The 16,014-nt window shown below is 63.8% G+C and carries 19 protein-coding genes and 1 pseudogene; 9 read left to right on the top strand and 11 right to left on the bottom strand.

The annotated features are described in order from the left end of the window. Positions 1–32: 32 nt before the first annotated feature. Positions 33–266 carry a DUF1161 domain-containing protein gene (locus tag E6B08_RS00595; RefSeq protein ID WP_136912313.1) on the bottom strand — a complete coding sequence of 78 codons (234 nt, stop codon included), beginning with the start codon at positions 264–266 and terminating at the stop codon, positions 33–35. A 72-nt stretch (positions 267–338) separates the two neighbouring features. Continuing rightward, on the bottom strand, positions 339–764 hold the full coding sequence (locus E6B08_RS00590) for an OsmC family protein (RefSeq protein ID WP_136912312.1): 426 nt from the start codon (positions 762–764) through the stop codon (positions 339–341). Between the two features lie 152 nt (positions 765–916). Between E6B08_RS00590 and E6B08_RS00585 the strand changes: the two genes are divergently transcribed. Beyond that, positions 917–1,921, top strand: a complete 1,005-nt coding sequence (locus E6B08_RS00585) for an LLM class flavin-dependent oxidoreductase (protein ID WP_136912311.1) — start codon at positions 917–919, stop codon at positions 1,919–1,921. A gap of 90 nt (positions 1,922–2,011) precedes the next feature. Here the strand turns inward: E6B08_RS00585 and E6B08_RS00580 are convergent. Then, positions 2,012–2,230: pseudogene (locus E6B08_RS00580) on the bottom strand (DUF1161 domain-containing protein); the annotation flags it as partial. Between the two features lie 98 nt (positions 2,231–2,328). Further along, the gene (locus tag E6B08_RS00575) at positions 2,329–2,544 is read right to left on the bottom strand and encodes a dodecin (RefSeq protein ID WP_133325735.1); all 216 of its coding nucleotides are present in this window, start codon (positions 2,542–2,544) and stop codon (positions 2,329–2,331) included. A gap of 150 nt (positions 2,545–2,694) precedes the next feature. Here E6B08_RS00575 and E6B08_RS00570 point away from each other — a divergent pair, with 150 nt between their 5' ends. After that, positions 2,695–3,018, top strand: a complete 324-nt coding sequence (locus tag E6B08_RS00570) for a DUF883 family protein (RefSeq protein WP_136912310.1) — start codon at positions 2,695–2,697, stop codon at positions 3,016–3,018. Here the strand turns inward: E6B08_RS00570 and E6B08_RS00565 are convergent. Beyond that, a complete protein-coding gene (locus tag E6B08_RS00565) occupies positions 3,015–3,911 on the bottom strand; it encodes a LysR family transcriptional regulator (protein WP_136912309.1) in 897 nt (298 codons plus the stop codon). The two genes, E6B08_RS00570 and E6B08_RS00565, sit on opposite strands and share 4 nt — an antisense overlap. A gap of 109 nt (positions 3,912–4,020) precedes the next feature. Here E6B08_RS00565 and trpB point away from each other — a divergent pair, with 109 nt between their 5' ends. The 3 genes from trpB (at position 4,021) to E6B08_RS00550 (ending at position 6,483) form a co-directional block, all read left to right on the top strand. Continuing rightward, entirely contained in the window at positions 4,021–5,238 is a 1,218-nt protein-coding gene (trpB, locus tag E6B08_RS00560; protein WP_136912308.1) for a tryptophan synthase subunit beta, read from the top strand. Then, complete coding sequence (trpA, locus tag E6B08_RS00555) at positions 5,235–6,044, top strand: tryptophan synthase subunit alpha (protein ID WP_136912307.1); 810 nt, start codon at positions 5,235–5,237, stop codon at positions 6,042–6,044. Before trpB ends, trpA begins: the two co-directional genes overlap by 4 nt. 121 nt (positions 6,045–6,165) lie before the next feature. Continuing rightward, a complete protein-coding gene (locus E6B08_RS00550; RefSeq protein WP_136912306.1) occupies positions 6,166–6,483 on the top strand; it encodes a hypothetical protein in 318 nt (105 codons plus the stop codon). A gap of 38 nt (positions 6,484–6,521) precedes the next feature. On the opposite strand, the gene E6B08_RS00545 is transcribed toward E6B08_RS00550, so the two are convergent. Then, positions 6,522–6,854: a DOPA 4,5-dioxygenase family protein gene (locus E6B08_RS00545; protein WP_136912305.1), complete on the bottom strand. Its 333-nt coding sequence runs from the start codon at positions 6,852–6,854 to the stop codon at positions 6,522–6,524. 95 nt (positions 6,855–6,949) lie between these two features. Then, the gene (locus E6B08_RS00540) at positions 6,950–7,849 is read right to left on the bottom strand and encodes a choline sulfate utilization transcriptional regulator (RefSeq protein ID WP_136912304.1); all 900 of its coding nucleotides are present in this window, start codon (positions 7,847–7,849) and stop codon (positions 6,950–6,952) included. Between the two features lie 108 nt (positions 7,850–7,957). On the opposite strand from E6B08_RS00540, the gene betC reads away from it, so the two are divergent. The 3 genes from betC (at position 7,958) to E6B08_RS00525 (ending at position 12,115) form a co-directional block, all read left to right on the top strand. After that, the gene (betC, locus tag E6B08_RS00535) at positions 7,958–9,475 is read left to right on the top strand and encodes a choline-sulfatase (protein ID WP_136912303.1); all 1,518 of its coding nucleotides are present in this window, start codon (positions 7,958–7,960) and stop codon (positions 9,473–9,475) included. A 14-nt stretch (positions 9,476–9,489) separates the two neighbouring features. After that, positions 9,490–10,419 carry a choline ABC transporter substrate-binding protein gene (gene choX, locus E6B08_RS00530; protein ID WP_238349275.1) on the top strand — a complete coding sequence of 310 codons (930 nt, stop codon included), beginning with the start codon at positions 9,490–9,492 and terminating at the stop codon, positions 10,417–10,419. Positions 10,420–10,549: 130 nt separating this feature from the next. Then, on the top strand, positions 10,550–12,115 hold the full coding sequence (locus E6B08_RS00525; protein ID WP_136912302.1) for a SulP family inorganic anion transporter: 1,566 nt from the start codon (positions 10,550–10,552) through the stop codon (positions 12,113–12,115). Positions 12,116–12,299: 184 nt separating this feature from the next. On the opposite strand, the gene aroE is transcribed toward E6B08_RS00525, so the two are convergent. Together aroE and hemF are read right to left on the bottom strand one after the other, a co-directional pair. After that, positions 12,300–13,124 carry a shikimate dehydrogenase gene (aroE, locus tag E6B08_RS00520; protein ID WP_136912301.1) on the bottom strand — a complete coding sequence of 275 codons (825 nt, stop codon included), beginning with the start codon at positions 13,122–13,124 and terminating at the stop codon, positions 12,300–12,302. Between the two features lie 25 nt (positions 13,125–13,149). After that, on the bottom strand, positions 13,150–14,061 hold the full coding sequence (hemF, locus tag E6B08_RS00515) for an oxygen-dependent coproporphyrinogen oxidase (protein ID WP_136912300.1): 912 nt from the start codon (positions 14,059–14,061) through the stop codon (positions 13,150–13,152). A 134-nt stretch (positions 14,062–14,195) separates the two neighbouring features. Between hemF and E6B08_RS00510 the strand changes: the two genes are divergently transcribed. Next, positions 14,196–15,173 carry an NADPH:quinone reductase gene (locus E6B08_RS00510; RefSeq protein ID WP_136912299.1) on the top strand — a complete coding sequence of 326 codons (978 nt, stop codon included), beginning with the start codon at positions 14,196–14,198 and terminating at the stop codon, positions 15,171–15,173. Between the two features lie 59 nt (positions 15,174–15,232). Here the strand turns inward: E6B08_RS00510 and E6B08_RS00505 are convergent, their stop codons facing one another. Together E6B08_RS00505 and E6B08_RS00500 are read right to left on the bottom strand one after the other, a co-directional pair. Further along, positions 15,233–15,541: a Txe/YoeB family addiction module toxin gene (locus E6B08_RS00505; RefSeq protein ID WP_136912298.1), complete on the bottom strand. Its 309-nt coding sequence runs from the start codon at positions 15,539–15,541 to the stop codon at positions 15,233–15,235. Beyond that, a complete protein-coding gene (locus tag E6B08_RS00500) occupies positions 15,507–15,791 on the bottom strand; it encodes a type II toxin-antitoxin system Phd/YefM family antitoxin (protein WP_136912297.1) in 285 nt (94 codons plus the stop codon). The genes E6B08_RS00505 and E6B08_RS00500 overlap by 35 nt, the downstream gene beginning before the upstream one ends. Positions 15,792–16,014: the final 223 nt, after the last annotated feature.

The following is a 16,014-nucleotide window of genomic DNA, read 5'->3' as shown; positions in this document are numbered from 1 at the left end:
GCAGACCTGTCTGCGCTGGGGCCATGGCCCATCTACCTGTCGTTCTTCTGGTAGATGATCTTCTGGGTGCCGCCGTCGCAGGTGCCAACGACCATATTCTGGTCCTTGACCTCGCTGTTGGGCACGATCTCCAAGGCATAGGACGATACGCCCGCAGCCTGGATCTTGGCTTCGATCTCGGCCTTGAGCTCTTCGCACGGTTTGACTGCCGCCAATGCTGAAGTGGCCACGAGAGAAGCCAGCACGGCGATTACGACGCGTTTCATTGAACCGCTCCCGAAAGGGCAGCCTTGCTGCCGACGCTGTTTAGACTACAGCAATCTGCCACTGTTGCGCCGTCAGGCTACCAGCGAAGCGTCCAGGCTGATCTTGGCGTTCAGGACCTTGGAAACCGGGCAGCCGGCCTTGGCCTTGTTGGCGATCTCGAGGAACTGCGCCTCGCTCGCGCCGGGTACCTTGGCCTTGAGGATCAGGTGCACCGCGGTGATGGCGAAACCGTCGGGCTGCTTGTCCAGGGTGACCTCGGCAATGGTGTCGATACGCTCTGCGGTCAGGCCGGCCTCGCCGAGCATCATCGATAGTGCCATCGAGAAGCAGCCAGCATGGGCCGCACCGATCAGTTCCTCGGGATTGGTGCCCGGCGAGCCTTCAAACCGGGTATTGAAGCCGTAGGGATTTTCCTTCAGCGCCCCGCTCTCAGTGGAGATGCGGCCCTTGCCATCCTTCAGTCCACCTTGCCAGATCGCCGATGCTGTCTTTTTCATGATGCCTCCTGGTCATGGTTACGTACCTGTAAATTCAGAGGCACCTTCCTACAGCAAGTTCAGATCAATCCACCGGCCAGCATTGATTCCTGCGAATCCGCCCATACACAAACCAAAAGGCCTCTGGCCTGTGACCTATTGCGGAGGCTCCGATGACCCAGCTGCGTGACCTGAAGATTTCCACCCTCGACCTGGTACCGGTACGCGCCGACACCGGCCCTGCACAAGCGCTGCACAACTCCCTGGACCTGGCGCGTCACGTCGAACGCTTTGGTTACAACCGTTTCTGGGTCGCCGAGCACCACAACATGGACGGCATCGCTAGTTCCGCCACCTCGGTGCTGATCGGTTACCTGGCGGGCGGCACATCGAGCATCCGCGTCGGTTCCGGCGGCATCATGCTGCCCAACCATGCGCCTCTGGTGATCGCCGAGCAGTTCGGCACCCTGGCCAGTCTCTATCCCGGGCGCATCGACCTGGGCCTGGGCCGTGCACCGGGCTCGGACCAGATGACCGCCTATGCCCTGCGTCGCGACCGCGCGGGCAGCGCCGACGACTTCCCGGACGATGTCGAGGAGTTGTCACGCTACCTCGGGCCGCGCACTGATGATCAAAAAGTGATCGCCGTGCCGGGCCACGACACCGAGGTGCCCCTGTGGCTGCTCGGCTCCAGCCTGTTCAGTGCCCAACTGGCAGGCATGCGCGGAATGCCCTACGCCTTCGCCTCGCATTTCGCGCCGCGCATGATGCACGAGGCGATTCGTATCTACCGTGACCACTTCAAGCCCTCGACCACGCTGGACAAGCCCTACGTGATGCTGGGCGTGCCGATGGTGGTGGCCGATACCGACGAGCGCGCCGAGTACCTGGCCACCTCGGTGTACCAACGCATTCTCGCGCTGATCCGCGGACAAAGCCTGATGCAACGCCCGCCGGTGCCGAGCATGGATGGCCTGTGGCTGCCCCACGAGCGCGATGCGGTGGGCAGCTTCCTGGGCCTGGCGATGATTGGCAGCCCGCAGAAGGTGCGGGCCAAGGTGGAAGTGCTGCTGGAGCAGACGGGGGCGGATGAGCTGATCTTTACCTGCGACCTGTACGAACATGCCGACCGGGTGCGTTCCTATGAGCTGATGGCGCAGGCGCTCAAGACCGAGTGATGTTCTTCGCGGGGCAAGCCCGCTCCCACAGGGGCCGCGTGCTGCACGGGCCCTGTGTGGGGCTTGCCCCGCGAAGCATCCACCGCACCAACCACGCCGGTAGACGATTTCCTTGGTGCCACCCTCGCAGCTGCCAACGACCTTGCCCGCCGGCTCACCCTTCTTGACCACCTCGAGCGTGTAGCCGCTGACGCCCTTGGCATCGAGCTTTGCCGCAATCTCCGCCTTGAGCTCTTCGCACGGCTTGCCCGCCGCGAACGCTCCTCCCGCCAACGCCATCAGCCCTACCGCCACAATCGTTCTTTTCATCGCCTGCATTCCTTGAATGGATGAAACCGAAAAAGGGCGCCGGCAAAGGCACCCTCGAAAACCATCATCGCGCCTGGGCCACTGGCCCTGGCATGGCCTCAGCTGTTGGCGATGCGGAAGCCGACCTTGAGCGTCACCTGGTAGTGCTCGACCTTGCCGTCGCGGATATGCCCACGGGTATCGACCACCTCGAACCACTCCAGCAGCTTGATGCTCTTGGCCGCCTCGGCCAGCGCATTGTTGATCGCATCCTCGATGCTGGTGGTCGACGACCCCACCAACTCGATCTTCTTGTACGTGTGATGATCGCTCATGACGTTCTCCTTGAAGGGTTGTGACACTTGAGCCTAGCAGCGCCGGCCTGGTTTACCTGCGAGCCGTCAGCGTCGCTGAAAGTTCGATCGCACTTTCAACGCAGCGGGAAGTCGCAATCCTTACCACCCCTACCGCGAAGGAGAGTCCACATGCCACGCAATTCGCTGCGCAAAGCGTCCCTGGAAAGCATGGAAACCGAGATCGAAAACCTGCTCAAAGCCCTGGAGAACCTCAAGCACGACGCCTCCGAGGAGTCGCAGAAATCGCTCAAGTCCATTCGCAGCAATGCCGAAAACGCGCTGCGTCATTCGCGCAGCCTGCTTGGCGATGCCTATGAAGAGGTGAAGACCCGCACCCGCCAGACCGGCATCGCCACCCGCGACTACGCCCAGGAACACCCGCTGACCACTGCCGGCGTGGCGGTGGGCGCCCTCGGCCTGCTGGCTGCCTGGCTGCTGTGCAAACGCAACTAAACGAGCTGGCTGTCCAGTTCCCGGCGCAGCCACTGCGCCAATTGCTCGGCGCGCCCATCCGCGGCGCGCCTGGGCACCCATAGCGCCAACGCCGCACGGGTCGGCGAAAACCCCCAGGGCGCGCTCAGCCGCCCGGCGCGAAGGTCATCGGCCACCAAGGGTTGCGGCGCGATGGCCACCCCAAGGCCCGCCACCGCAGCTTCCAGCAGGTAATACAAGTGTTCGAAGGCCTGGCCGTACTGCAACGCAGCCGGGTCCAGCGCTTGTTCGGCGGCCCACGTCGGCCATGCCTGTGGCCGCGACGTGGTGTGCAGCAGCGGCTCGCCCAGCAATGCCTGCACCGGCGCCTTGCGCAGGCGCTCGAAACCGGCGAAGTGCGGGCTCAGCACTGGCCCTATGCGCTCTTCGGCCAATACATGCACCTGCATGTCCGCAGGCCACGGCGGCTCGGCATACACCAGCAATGCATCTAGCCCCGGACGGCGTGGATCGAGGTCACCCTCGCCAGCCGACAGGTGCAGGCGCAACTCCGGCAGGTCGGCCTTCAGCCTGCCCAGGCGCGGGATGAACCAGCGCGCCAGCAGGCTCCCGGAGCATCCCAATACGAATGGCGCCTCGCTGACATCGCGACTGAGCTCAGCGCAAATGCCGCGCAGGCGGTCGAAGGCATCGAAGCTGGCGTCGCGCAGGCGGATGCCGGCATCTGTGAGTTTGATGCCACGGCCATCCTTGACGAACAGCGCGATCCCCAAGTGCTCTTCGAGTACCTTGAGCTGCCGGCTCACCGCGCCATGGGTCACGTGAAGCGCTTCGGCTGCTTGACTGACGCTGTTCAGCCGAGCCGTGGCCTCGAAGGCGCGCAGGGCATTGAGCGGGGGAAGATCGTGGGCCATTGTCTTGTGAGTTTTCCTGACAGGTTTGCGCAATCTTATCGGTTTTCAGGCGGGCTTGCCGTGGTTAGAGTAAAGCCCATCACTCATTCATAACGCCCTGGAGCGCCCCATGACCCAGACCCAATACCGCCCCGGCCCGGATGCCAACGGCCTGTTCGGCGCGTTCGGCGGCCGCTACGTGGCCGAAACCCTGATGCCCCTGGTGCTGGACCTGGCCCGCGAATACGAAGCGGCCAAGGCAGACCCCAAGTTCCTCGAAGACCTCGCGTACTTCCAGCGTGACTACATCGGCCGGCCGAATCCGCTGTACTTCGCCGAGCGCCTGACCGAGCACTGCGGCGGCGCGAAGATCTTCTTCAAGCGCGAAGAGCTCAACCACACGGGCGCGCACAAGGTGAACAACTGCATCGGCCAGGTACTGCTGGCCAAGCGCATGGGCAAGAAGCGCCTGATCGCCGAGACCGGCGCCGGCATGCACGGCGTGGCCACCGCCACCGTGGCGGCACGCTTCGGCCTGCCTTGCGTGATCTACATGGGGGCCACCGACATCGAGCGCCAGCAGGCCAACGTGTTCCGCATGAAGCTGCTGGGCGCCGAGATCGTCCCGGTCACCGCCGGAACCGGCACCCTCAAGGACGCCATGAACGAGGCCCTGCGCGACTGGGTCACCAATGTCGATGACACCTTCTACCTGATCGGCACCGTCGCCGGCCCGCACCCGTATCCGGCCATGGTCCGCGACTTCCAGTCGATCATCGGCAAGGAAACCCGCGCCCAGCTGCAGGAAAAGGAAGGCCGCCTGCCTGACAGCCTGGTCGCCTGCGTCGGCGGAGGCTCCAACGCCATGGGCCTGTTCCACGAATTCCTCGAAGAGCCGAGCGTGCAGATCATCGGCGTCGAAGCCGGCGGCCACGGCGTGCACACCGACAAACACGCGGCCAGCCTCAACGGTGGTGTGCCAGGTGTGCTGCATGGCAACCGCACCTACCTGCTGCAGGACGAGGACGGCCAGATCACCGACGCCCACTCGATTTCCGCCGGCCTCGACTACCCGGGCATCGGCCCGGAGCACGCCTACCTGCACGAAGTGAAGCGCGTCGAGTACGTCAGTATCACCGATGACGAAGCCCTCGACGCGTTCCATGCCACCTGCCGCCTGGAAGGCATCATTCCGGCGCTGGAAAGCTCCCACGCCCTGGCCGAGGCGATCAAGCGCGCGCCGAGCCTGCCCAAGGATCACCTGATGGTGGTGTGCCTGTCGGGCCGTGGCGACAAAGACATGCAAACCGTGATGAACCACATGGCAGCCCAGGAGAAACAGGCATGAGCCGTCTTGAACAACGCTTCGCCGAGCTCAAGGCCGAAGGCCGCTCCGCGCTGGTCACCTTCGTCACCGCTGGCGATCCGGGCTATGACGCCTCGCTGCAGATCCTCAAAGGCCTGCCAGCCGCCGGCGCCGACGTGATCGAGCTGGGCATGCCGTTCACCGACCCGATGGCTGACGGCGTGGCCATCCAGCTCGCCACCCTGCGCGCCCTGGAGGCTGGCCAGACCCTGGCCAAGACCTTGCAGATGGTTCGCGAATTCCGCGTTGGCGACCAGACCACGCCGATCGTGCTGATGGGCTATTACAACCCGATCCACCGTTTTGGCGTGGACCGGTTCGTGGCCCAAGCCAAGGATGCCGGTGTCGATGGCCTGATCATCGTCGACCTGCCGCCCGAACATGACGCCGAGCTTGCGACCCCGGCCCAGGCCTCGGGCATCGACTTCATCCGCCTGACCACACCGACCACCGACGATGCACGCCTGCCGCGCGTGCTGGAACGCAGCTCCGGCTTCGTCTACTACGTGTCGGTGGCGGGTGTGACCGGTGCCGGTTCGGCCACTACCGAGCACGTGACCGAGGCCATTGCACGCCTGCGTCGGCATACCGATCTGCCGATCAGTGTCGGCTTCGGCATCCGTACCCCAGACCAGGCGGCGGCGATCGCTCGCCTGGCCGATGGTGTGGTGGTGGGCTCGGCGCTGGTCGACAAGATCGCCCAGGCCAAGGACGCCGACCAGGCTGTCAGCGATGTGCTGAGCCTGTGCTCGGCGCTGGCCGAAGGGGTGCGCGGCGCACGGCGCTGAACGGCGCCGTCTGGTTGCGGGGTTGCGCAGTTGCGAATGGCGCAACTGGCATTTTTGCCAGTAGCGCATTGCAACCCGGATCCACATCCTTGGGCTTCAACTTACCAAAGGAGTGGGTTTGATGCGCTATCTGGCCGGCTTTACCCTTGCGGCACTGATTTCCAACGGTGCGTTCGCTGCCACTTGCCCAGATGTGGAGGAAATCACACAAAAGGCAGGTACAGTCCACGAAACCGAGGGTGGTACCGACATCATCCTCGAGGGCTATCACTACGAGGCAAAAAATGCCGACGGCGAATGGACAGGCTTCACTCCGGATGCTGAAGAAGTAGACTTGGCGGCATTCAAACCTGCGAAATCGTCACCCGATGCCACCCCTCCGATTTGCCGCTATGAAGACGGCGGAGACGGAGGTATCAGCTTGTCACTCAAACCGTAACCTGTGGTGAAGGGCGCAATGCGCCCTTCAATGCGTGCTCAAGGCTGAAAAATCGACAGATTCAAAGGCCGCACTGCCCCCATCCAGATCGCATGATCTCGATGATCCAGCAGCTCATCCCCGGTCAGCGGGTGCAGGAACACCACCAGCCCCTTGCGATTCAGTGCCAACCACGGCAACACCACGCCCACCACTTCGGGGGCAAAAGCCAGTTGGCAGCTCCAGTCCGGGTGCGGCCCCACCGGTTTCTGATGCATGCGCCCCATGGTCACGGGAAACAGCCGCGCCGCTTCCTCACACAACTCCCGCGCTTGTTCGAGGGTGTTTGCGTCGTAGTATACGTGGGCGTGATAACCCTTGATCCATTGCATGTTAACTCCTGAATCTGGTCAAACCATCACCACCGGCCAAAGGCTTGGTGCAGTGAAAAATGCCGAAACTCCGGCCTACACCTACGAAAGAGCCCTCACAGGCCCCGTTCTTGCTCCAGCCAGTCCACGAACCGCGCAATCAGCGCCCCGCGCCGCTTGCGCGGCGGCAGCACCGCGTAATACCCACGCGAGGAGCGCAGATTGCCTTCCACGGTCCGGCACAACAGCCCCTGCTCGACCAACCCGTCGACCAGATGACCCCAGCCAATCGCCACGCCCTGCCCGGCAATGGCCGCCTGGATCAACAGCGTGTAATTGTCGAACCGCAGTTGCCCCGGCGGCGGCGGGCTGGCCAGGCCAAGGCCACGAAACACGCCCGCCCAATCGAACCAGCGGGTGCCCTGGCCGGGGCGCAAATGGAGCAGGGGCAATCGTTGCAAAGCCTCGGCTGACAAGGGTTTGCCATGAGTCAGCCGGGGGCTGCAGACCGGGAAGACCTCCTCGTCGAAGAGCCAGCGGCTTTCGCCCTGATGAAACCGGCCATCGCCGAACAGCACTGCCACGTCGATGTCCGGGCGCAGCATCGCCTGGGTGCGCTCGCTGGTCACCAGGCTCACGTCGACCTGTGGATAAGCCTGGTGGAAACGCTGCAGCCGCGGCATCAGCCAAAAGGCGGCGAAGGCGAAGTCGGTGGCCACCTGCAACACTTCACGCTGGCCCTGGCCACTGGCCTGGGCAACGCCTTCATTCATGCACTGCAAGCCTTGCTGCACCTGCTCGAACAGTAACTGGCCGGCCTCGGTGAGTTCGATACCGCGATAGATCCGATCGAACAGGCGCGTGCCCAACTGTGCTTCCAGACGCTTCACTTGTTGGCTCACCGCTGGCTGGGTGGTGCCCAGCTCCAGCGCCGCCGCGGTGAACCCGCGCAAGCGGGCGGCGGCCTCGAACACCCGCAGGGACTCCAGCGACAGCTCGGCAAGGTGGTCAAACATAAGCGTGGCTAATCCCAGTCATTGCCCGCCATGGGCTTTACCCCCGTTATCCACAGGCTCATCGTTAAAAGCAAGCGAAACGCATAACCCTCGACGATGGAAGCCCACATGACGCGCCCGAATATCCTGTTCATCATGGCCGACCAGATGGCCGCACCGCTGCTGCCGATCTACGCACCGTCGCCGATCCAGATGCCCCACCTCAGCCGCCTCGCCGAACAGGCCGTGGTGTTCGATTCGGCCTACTGCAACAGCCCGCTTTGCGCGCCTTCGCGCTTCACCCTGGTCAGCGGCCAACTGCCCAGCCGCATCGGCGCCTACGACAACGCCGCCGATTTCCCCGCAGACGTGCCCACCTATGCACACTACCTGCGCCGCCTGGGCTATCGCACCGCGCTCTCAGGCAAAATGCATTTCTGTGGCCCGGACCAACTGCACGGCTACGAGGAACGCTTGACCTGCGACATCTACCCGGCCGACTACGGCTGGGCGGTGAACTGGGATGCACCGGACGAGCGCCCGAGCTGGTACCACAACATGTCGTCGGTGCTGCAGGCCGGCCCCTGCGTGCGCACCAACCAGCTGGATTTCGACGAGGAAGTGGTGTTCAAGGCGCGCCAGTACCTGTACGACCACGTCCGCGACAACGACGGACGCCCGTTCTGCCTGACCGTGTCGATGACCCACCCGCACGATCCGTACACCATTCCCAAGCGCTACTGGGATCGCTACGAGGGTGTGGATATCCCCATGCCGTGCGCCGAGTTCAACCAGGCCGAACTCGACCCCCATTCGCAGCGCCTGCTCAAGGTCTATGACCTCTGGGGCAAGCCGCTGCCCGTGGACAAGATCCGTGATGCCCGCCGCGCCTACTTCGGGGCGTGCAGCTACATCGACGACAACATCGGCAAGCTGTTGCAGACCCTGGAGGAGTGCGACCTGGCCGACGACACCCTGATCGTGTTCTCCGGCGATCACGGCGACATGCTGGGCGAGCGGGGGCTCTGGTACAAGATGCACTGGTTCGAGATGTCGGCCCGCGTGCCGCTGCTGGTGCATGCGCCCCAGCGCTTCGCCCCAGGCCGGGTCAGCGCCTCGGTATCGACCTGCGACCTGCTGCCGACCCTGGTCGAGCTGGCCGGCGGCAGCGTCGAACCGGCCCTGCACCTGGACGGCCGCTCGCTGCTCGGCCACCTGCAAGGGCAGGGCGGACACGACGAGGTGATCGGCGAATACATGGCCGAGGGCACGGTCGGCCCACTGATGATGATCCGCCGCGGGCCGTACAAGTTCGTGTACAGCGAGGACGACCCATGCCTACTCTATGACCTGGGCAACGACCCGCACGAGCGGGAGAACCTCACCGGCAGCCCGGACCACCAGGCGCTGCTGCAGGCATTCGTCGACGAGGCGCGGCAACGCTGGGACATCCCCAGCCTGCGCCAACAGGTGCTGGCCAGCCAGCGCCGCCGTCGCCTGGTGGCCGAGGCCCTGGCCATCGGCACGCTGAAAAGCTGGGACCACCAACCGTTCGTGGACGCCAGCCACCAGTACATGCGTAACCACATCGATCTCGATGACCTCGAGCGCAAGGCACGTTATCCACAGCCCGCATCCATGGATTGAGAAGAGAGACAGCCATGCACACCATCGCCACCGCCGCATTGACCCTGGTACTCGGCCTGGGCGCCATCGGCGCCCAGGCCGCCGACGACGACGCACAATGCAGCACCGTGAAACTCGCCGACCCCGGCTGGAGCGACATCGCCTCGACCAACGCCGTCGCCCGCCTGCTGCTCGAAGGCCTGGGCTACCAGGTGAAGATCGACAACCTGGCCGTGCCAATCATCTACGGCGGCCTCAAGGACGGCCGCGTGGATGCGTTCCTCGGCAACTGGATGCCGGCGCAGCAGGGCTTTCATGACAAGTTCATCGCCAACGGCGATGTACAGCGGCTGTCGCGCAATCTCGAAGGCACCGAGTTCACCCTGGCAGTGCCCGATTACGTGTGGAATGCCGGTGTGAAGGACTTCGCCGACCTGCAAAAGCATGCCGATCAGTTCGACCAGAAGCTGTATGGCATCGGTTCCGGCGCTCCGGCGAACCTGTCGCTGAAGCAGATCATCGACGCCAATGAGTTCGAACTCGGCAAGTGGAAGCTGGTGGAGTCCAGCGAACAGGCGATGCTGGCGCAGGTGGAGCGGGCGGTGAAGAAGCAACAGTTCATCGTCTTCCTCGGCTGGACGCCGCACCCGATGAACGTGAAGCTGAAAATGCATTACCTGACAGGTGGGGAAAAATGGTTCGGCAGCAAGGGAGAGGTCTATACCCTGACGCGCAAAGGTTATCCACAGGCCTGCCCGAACGCGGCCAAGTTGCTGGCCAACCTGACATTTACCCTGGACATGGAAAACGCCATCATGGCCGAGGTCGTGGATAAGAAAGTCAGCTTCGACGAGGCGGCCAAAGCCTGGGTGAAGGCGCATCCGCAACTGCTCGAAGGCTGGCTGGCTGGGGTAACGCCTAAGGCCGGAGGCAATGCAGCCGAGGTCCTCAAAGCCAAGCTGTGATGATTGTCTGCTAGGCTGCCCCACAGGCCCACTGCTGGCCTTCAGGTTTGTAGAAAACCCGGTGGGAGCGGCCTTGCGTCGCGAAACGAGGGCAAAGCCGTCGCCCGCGATTCAGAACCAGGAAAAATGCATGCCCCGTTTCCACAACCTGCTGCCTTTCCTAGCCTGGCTCCCCCGGCAAACCGGTCGCAGCCTGCGCCAGGATCTGCTGGTGGGTTTGAGCGGCGCCATCCTCGCCCTGCCGCAGTCCATCGCCTACGCCCTGATCGCCGGTCTGCCCGCCGAATTCGGGCTGTACGCGGCCATCGTGCCGGTACTGGTCGCCTGTCTCTGGGGATCGTCATGGCACCTGATTTGCGGCCCTACCGCTGCGATCTCCATCGTGCTCTACGCCAGCATCAGCCCCCTGGCCGTGGCTGGCAGCGCCGACTACGTCACGCTGGTACTGCTGCTGACATTTCTTGCCGGGATTTTCCAGTTGTTACTCGGGCTCCTGCGCTTCGGCGCACTGGTCAACTTCGTATCCCATTCAGTGGTGATCGGCTTCACCCTGGGCGCCGCCATCGTCATCGCCCTCGGCCAGTTGCCCAACCTGTTGGGCCTGGACCTGCCCAGCCAGGCGACAGCGTTGAAAACCGCGCAAGACCTGGCCAGCCATGCCGGCGAAATCGACCTGCCTTCGCTGCTGCTGGGGCTGGCCACCGTGGGGGTCGGCGCATCCCTGAAACTCTGGCGCCCGCGCTGGCCGAGCCTGTTGATAAGTCTGGTCCTGGTCAGCCTGCTGGCCTGGCTGCTGCCGGGCGTCTTTGGCCATGTGCCACGGGTGCCGGCGTTCATTGGCCAACTGCCGCCGTTCAGCCCCCTGCCGCTGCTGGATGTGGAACTGATCCTGCGTCTGCTGCCCAGCGCCGTGGCGGTCGGCATGCTGGGGCTGGTGACCAGCCTGTCGATTGCCCGTTCGCTGTCGGCACGCTCGGAGCAGTTGATCGACGCCGACCAGGAGATCCGTGCCCAAGGGCTCTCGAACATGGCCGGGGCATTCTTCTCCGGCTACCTGTCGTCCGGCTCCTTCACCCGCTCCGGGCTGAGCTACGACGCCGGTGCCCGCTCGCCGATGGCGGGTGTGTTCTCGGCGCTATGGGTAGCGTTGTTCGCCGTGGCCGGTGCCGGGCTGATCGCCCACCTGCCGATTCCGGCCATGGCCGGGAGCATCCTGCTGATCTGCTGGGGGCTGGTGGACCACCGGGCGATCCGGGCGTTGTTCCGGGTCAGCCGTGCGGAATTCCTGGTCATGGCCCTGACCGCCGCCGCCACCTTGCTGCTGGAGCTTCAGACCGCGATCTATGCCGGCGTGCTGGCGTCGCTGTTCTTCTATCTCAAGCGCACGTCACGGCCACGCGTGCAGCAGAGCCGCGAAGGGGAGGCCGACCTGCTGCGTGTGGGCGGGTCGATCTTCTTCGGCGCCGTGCATTACCTGCAGGTGCGCCTGCAACGCTGCCAGGGGCCGCACGTGGTGATCGACGCACGCCAGGTGAACTTCATCGACTATTCGGGTGTGGATATGTTGCACCGCGAAGCGCGCAGGCTACAGCGCGCGGGAGGTAGCCTGACCTTGCTGCGGGCCAGGCCGCAGGTGATCGAGGAACTGCAGAAGCTGGAAGGGGTGGAACTGTGCCCGATCCGCTTTGAGGAGTGAAGCTTGAATCCTTGGGGCTGCTTTGCAGCCCATCGCAGGCAAGCCAGCGCCTACAGGGATCGCGCCAGCTTTTGGAAATTGAGCAAGACAGTTGCTATCGCAGGTAAACCAAAAAGCTGGGGGCTGCGCCGTACCTGTGGGAGCTGGCGTGCCCGCGATGGGTCGCGAAGCGGCCCCGGCAGTCTCAGCCCCGAGCGAGCTGTCGGCGCAGTTCAGCCAAGACCGGCGCAGTGTCTGGGCGCACGCCGCGCCAGATGAAGAACGCCTCGGCCGCCTGTTCGGCCAGCATGCCCAGGCCGTCGAGCACCTTGGCCGCGCCCAGCTTGGTCGCCCACTGACAGAACGGCGTCGGCTCCTTGCCATACATCATGTCGTAGCAGACCGTACGCCCGGCTTCGACCAGGCTGTCGGCAATCGGCGGCAGCTCGCCAGCGAGGCTCGCCGAAGTGGCGTTGATGATCACATCCACCGGCTCCTGCAACCAACCGAAGCCACTGGCCACCACCGGGCCCAGTTCGTCGAATTCGTGCGCCAGTTGCTCGGCCTTTTCCACCGTGCGGTTGGCGATCACCAGCGACTGCGGCTTATGCGCCAGGATCGGCTCCAACACGCCACGCACCGCGCCACCGGCGCCAAGGATCAGAATGCGCTTGCCGGCCAGGCTCACCCCTGCGTTCACCGTCAGATCGCGGACCAGGCCCGCGCCATCGGTGTTGTCGCCTTGCAGGGTGCCGTCGGCCAGCCGGGTCAGGGTATTCACTGCACCGGCCCGACGCGCTCGCGGGGCCAGGCTGTCGCACAGGCGGTAGGCTTCTTCCTTGAACGGCACGGTGACGTTGGCGCCGCTGCCTTGCTTGAAAAAGCCGCGCGCGCAATCGCTGAACTCGTCGATCGGCGCCAGCAGGGTGGTGTACTCCAGGTCCTGGCCGGTCTGTTCGGCGAACAGCCGGTGGATCAACGGCGACTTGCTGTGGCCAATCGGGTTACCGAAAACGACGTACTGGTCCATGGGAGCTCTCCGGTTATCCACAGGCTTACTGGCCGAGCCAGTCGCGGTCTTGCAGGAAGTATTCGGTCAGGCGCGCTTCCTCGCTGCCGGGTGCGGCTTTCCAGTCGTAGCCCCAGCGTACCTGCGGCGGCAGCGACATGAGGATCGACTCGGTACGGCCACCGGACTGCAGGCCGAACAGCGTGCCGCGGTCGTAGACCAGGTTGAACTCCACGTAGCGGCCGCGGCGGTACTCCTGGAACTCGCGTTGCTGGGCGGTATAGGGCGTGTCCTTGCGGCGCTGGACGATCGGCAGGTAAGCCTCGACATAGGCATCGCCGATGGCGCGAATGAAAGCGAAGCAGGTGTCGAAATCCCACTCGTTCAGGTCGTCGAAGAACAGCCCGCCGATGCCGCGCGGCTCGCCACGGTGCTTGATGTGGAAATAGCGGTCGCACCAGGCCTTGTAGCGCGGGTACACGTCGGCGCCGAACGGCGCGCAGGCCTGCTCGGCTACGCGGTGCCAGTGGATGCAGTCTTCTTCGTTGCCGTAGTACGGGGTCAGGTCGAAGCCGCCGCCGAACCACCATACCGCTTCTTCACCTTCCTTCTCGGCGATGAAGAACCGCACGTTGGCGTGGGACGTGGGCACATGGGGATTGTGCGGGTGGATGACCAGCGACACGCCGAGGGCCTCGAAACCACGACCCGCCAGCTCCGGGCGGTGGGCACTGGCCGATGGCGGCAGCCCGGCGCCGAACACATGGGAGAAGTTCACGCCGCCTTTCTCGATGACCTTGCCGTCGCCGATCACCCGCGTGCGGCCACCACCACCGGCTTCACGCACCCAGGCATCCTCAACGAAGCGGGCGCCGCCGTCCTCGTTTTCGAGGGCAGAGCAGATGCGGTCTTGCAGGTCGAGCAGGTAGGCTTTCACGGCCTCGGTGCGGCTAGTCATCGGGTCACCAGGAACGGGCAGGGAAGAATTCGCCGGGTAGCATACCACCGGCGGCCAGCGCGCCGCAGTTGACGGCGATCAAGCAAAGGCGTCCGATAGAGGGCCTTTCCCGATCCCGACTACAGGAGTACGAGATGGCCAAGCGTATCCAGTTCAGCCAGCATGGCGGCCCAGAAGTGCTGCAGCTTGTGGAATTCGAACCCGCGGCCCCAGGGCCGCAGCAGGTACGTGTGCGTAACCATGCGATCGGCCTGAACTTCATCGACACCTATTTTCGCAGCGGGCTCTATGCCCCGCCTGCGCTGCCGTCCGGGCTGGGCACCGAGGGTGCCGGCGTGGTCGAGGCGGTGGGCGAGGGCGTCACCCGCCTGAAGGTCGGTGACCGCGTCGCCTACGGCACCGGCCCGCTGGGTGCCTACAGCGAGCTGCACACCCTGCCCGAAGCCAACCTGGTCAAGCTGCCCGAGCACATCAGCTTCGAGCAGGCAGCAGGGGTGATGCTCAAGGGCCTGACCACCCAGTACCTGCTCAAGCAGACCTACGCCGTGCAGCCGGGCGACTTCGTCCTGTTCCATGCCGCCGCCGGTGGCGTGGGTTCGCTGGCCTGCCAATGGGCCAAGGCCCTGGGCGCCAAGCTGATCGGTACGGTGAGCTCGCCCCAGAAGGCCGAGCGGGCCAAGGCGCTGGGCGCGTGGGCAACCATCGACTACAGCCACGAGGATGTGGCCAAGCGGGTGCTGGAACTGACCGACGGCCAGAAATGCGCCGTGGTCTACGACGGCGTCGGTGCCGATACCTGGCTGACCTCGCTGGACTGCGTGCGCCCGCGTGGATTGATGGTGAGCTTCGGCAACGCTTCCGGTGCGGTCAGTGGAGTGAACCTCGGTATCCTCGCGCAGAAGGGCTCGCTGTACGTGACCCGGCCGACCCTGGCGAGCTACGCCAACAATGCCGAGAACACCCAGGCGATGGCGGATGAGCTGTTTGCGATGATTGGGAGTGGGAAACTGGTTGTGGATATCCAGCAGCGGTATGCGTTGAGCGAGGCGGCCAAGGCGCAGGCTGAACTGTCGGCGCGCAGGACTGTGGGGTCTACGGTTCTGCTGCCTTGAGATAACGCCTGGAGCGGGTTGCCCGCTCCAGGCCCAAGAACGAACTGCGCGCGGTGTTATCAATCGTCATAGTGATAGCGACACTGCAAAATCGTCATCTGGCCTCCTTCGAAGAGGTAGACCAAACGATGTTCGCGAGTAATGCGACGAGACCAGAATCCTGAAAGGTCGCCCTTGAGTGGCTCAGGCTTGCCGGTGCCTTTGAATGGCGTACGCAGACATTCCCTGATCAATGCATTGATCGTTGCAAATACACCTGCGTCAGCGTCTCTCCAGTGGCAGTAGTCTTCCCAACCTTCCGAAGTGAACGCAACGCTTACAGCATTTCGAGCTTCAGTCTTGTTGCGCTGTTTTGACTTCATGTTCATCGATGGACAGCTCATGGATAGCAGCTCTACCCGACTGCAGCTGATCAATGGAGGCACGCAAGCGCTTGGCATTAGCCGACGACCCCAACAGGTAAAGGGTCTCTTGCATACCGTTGTAATCCTCAAGCGAAATCATGACCACCGGTTCACCGCGCTGGCGGGTGATAATTGCGGGCTCATGGTCCCGGCACACATCATCCATCGTCTGCTTCAGATCGGCGCGAGCCTGGCTAAAAGTCAGTACATGCATTGTTTCAAATCCTTCCCAGGCAGAGCCTGGATCAGGTTTTTCTCGACCCAGGCAGGTTTGCTGAATGGGCAATAGGCTTGATGGCTACTGACTAATGGACAGGGAGCAGCGCCAACACGAACATTGTACAAGCCTATGTACAATCATCAACATCCCATGGTCGGATACTTTAAGGCTAGAAATGATAGGTTGGGTGCCGCGTGAGTGAAAGGTGATGGAATTC

This window comes from Pseudomonas putida, from assembly GCF_005080685.1.
Taxonomy (GTDB): Bacteria; Pseudomonadota; Gammaproteobacteria; order Pseudomonadales; family Pseudomonadaceae; genus Aquipseudomonas; species Aquipseudomonas putida_V.
The sequence above is the reverse complement of the archived record's forward strand: the minus strand, read 5'-3'. Positions and strand labels throughout refer to the sequence as shown.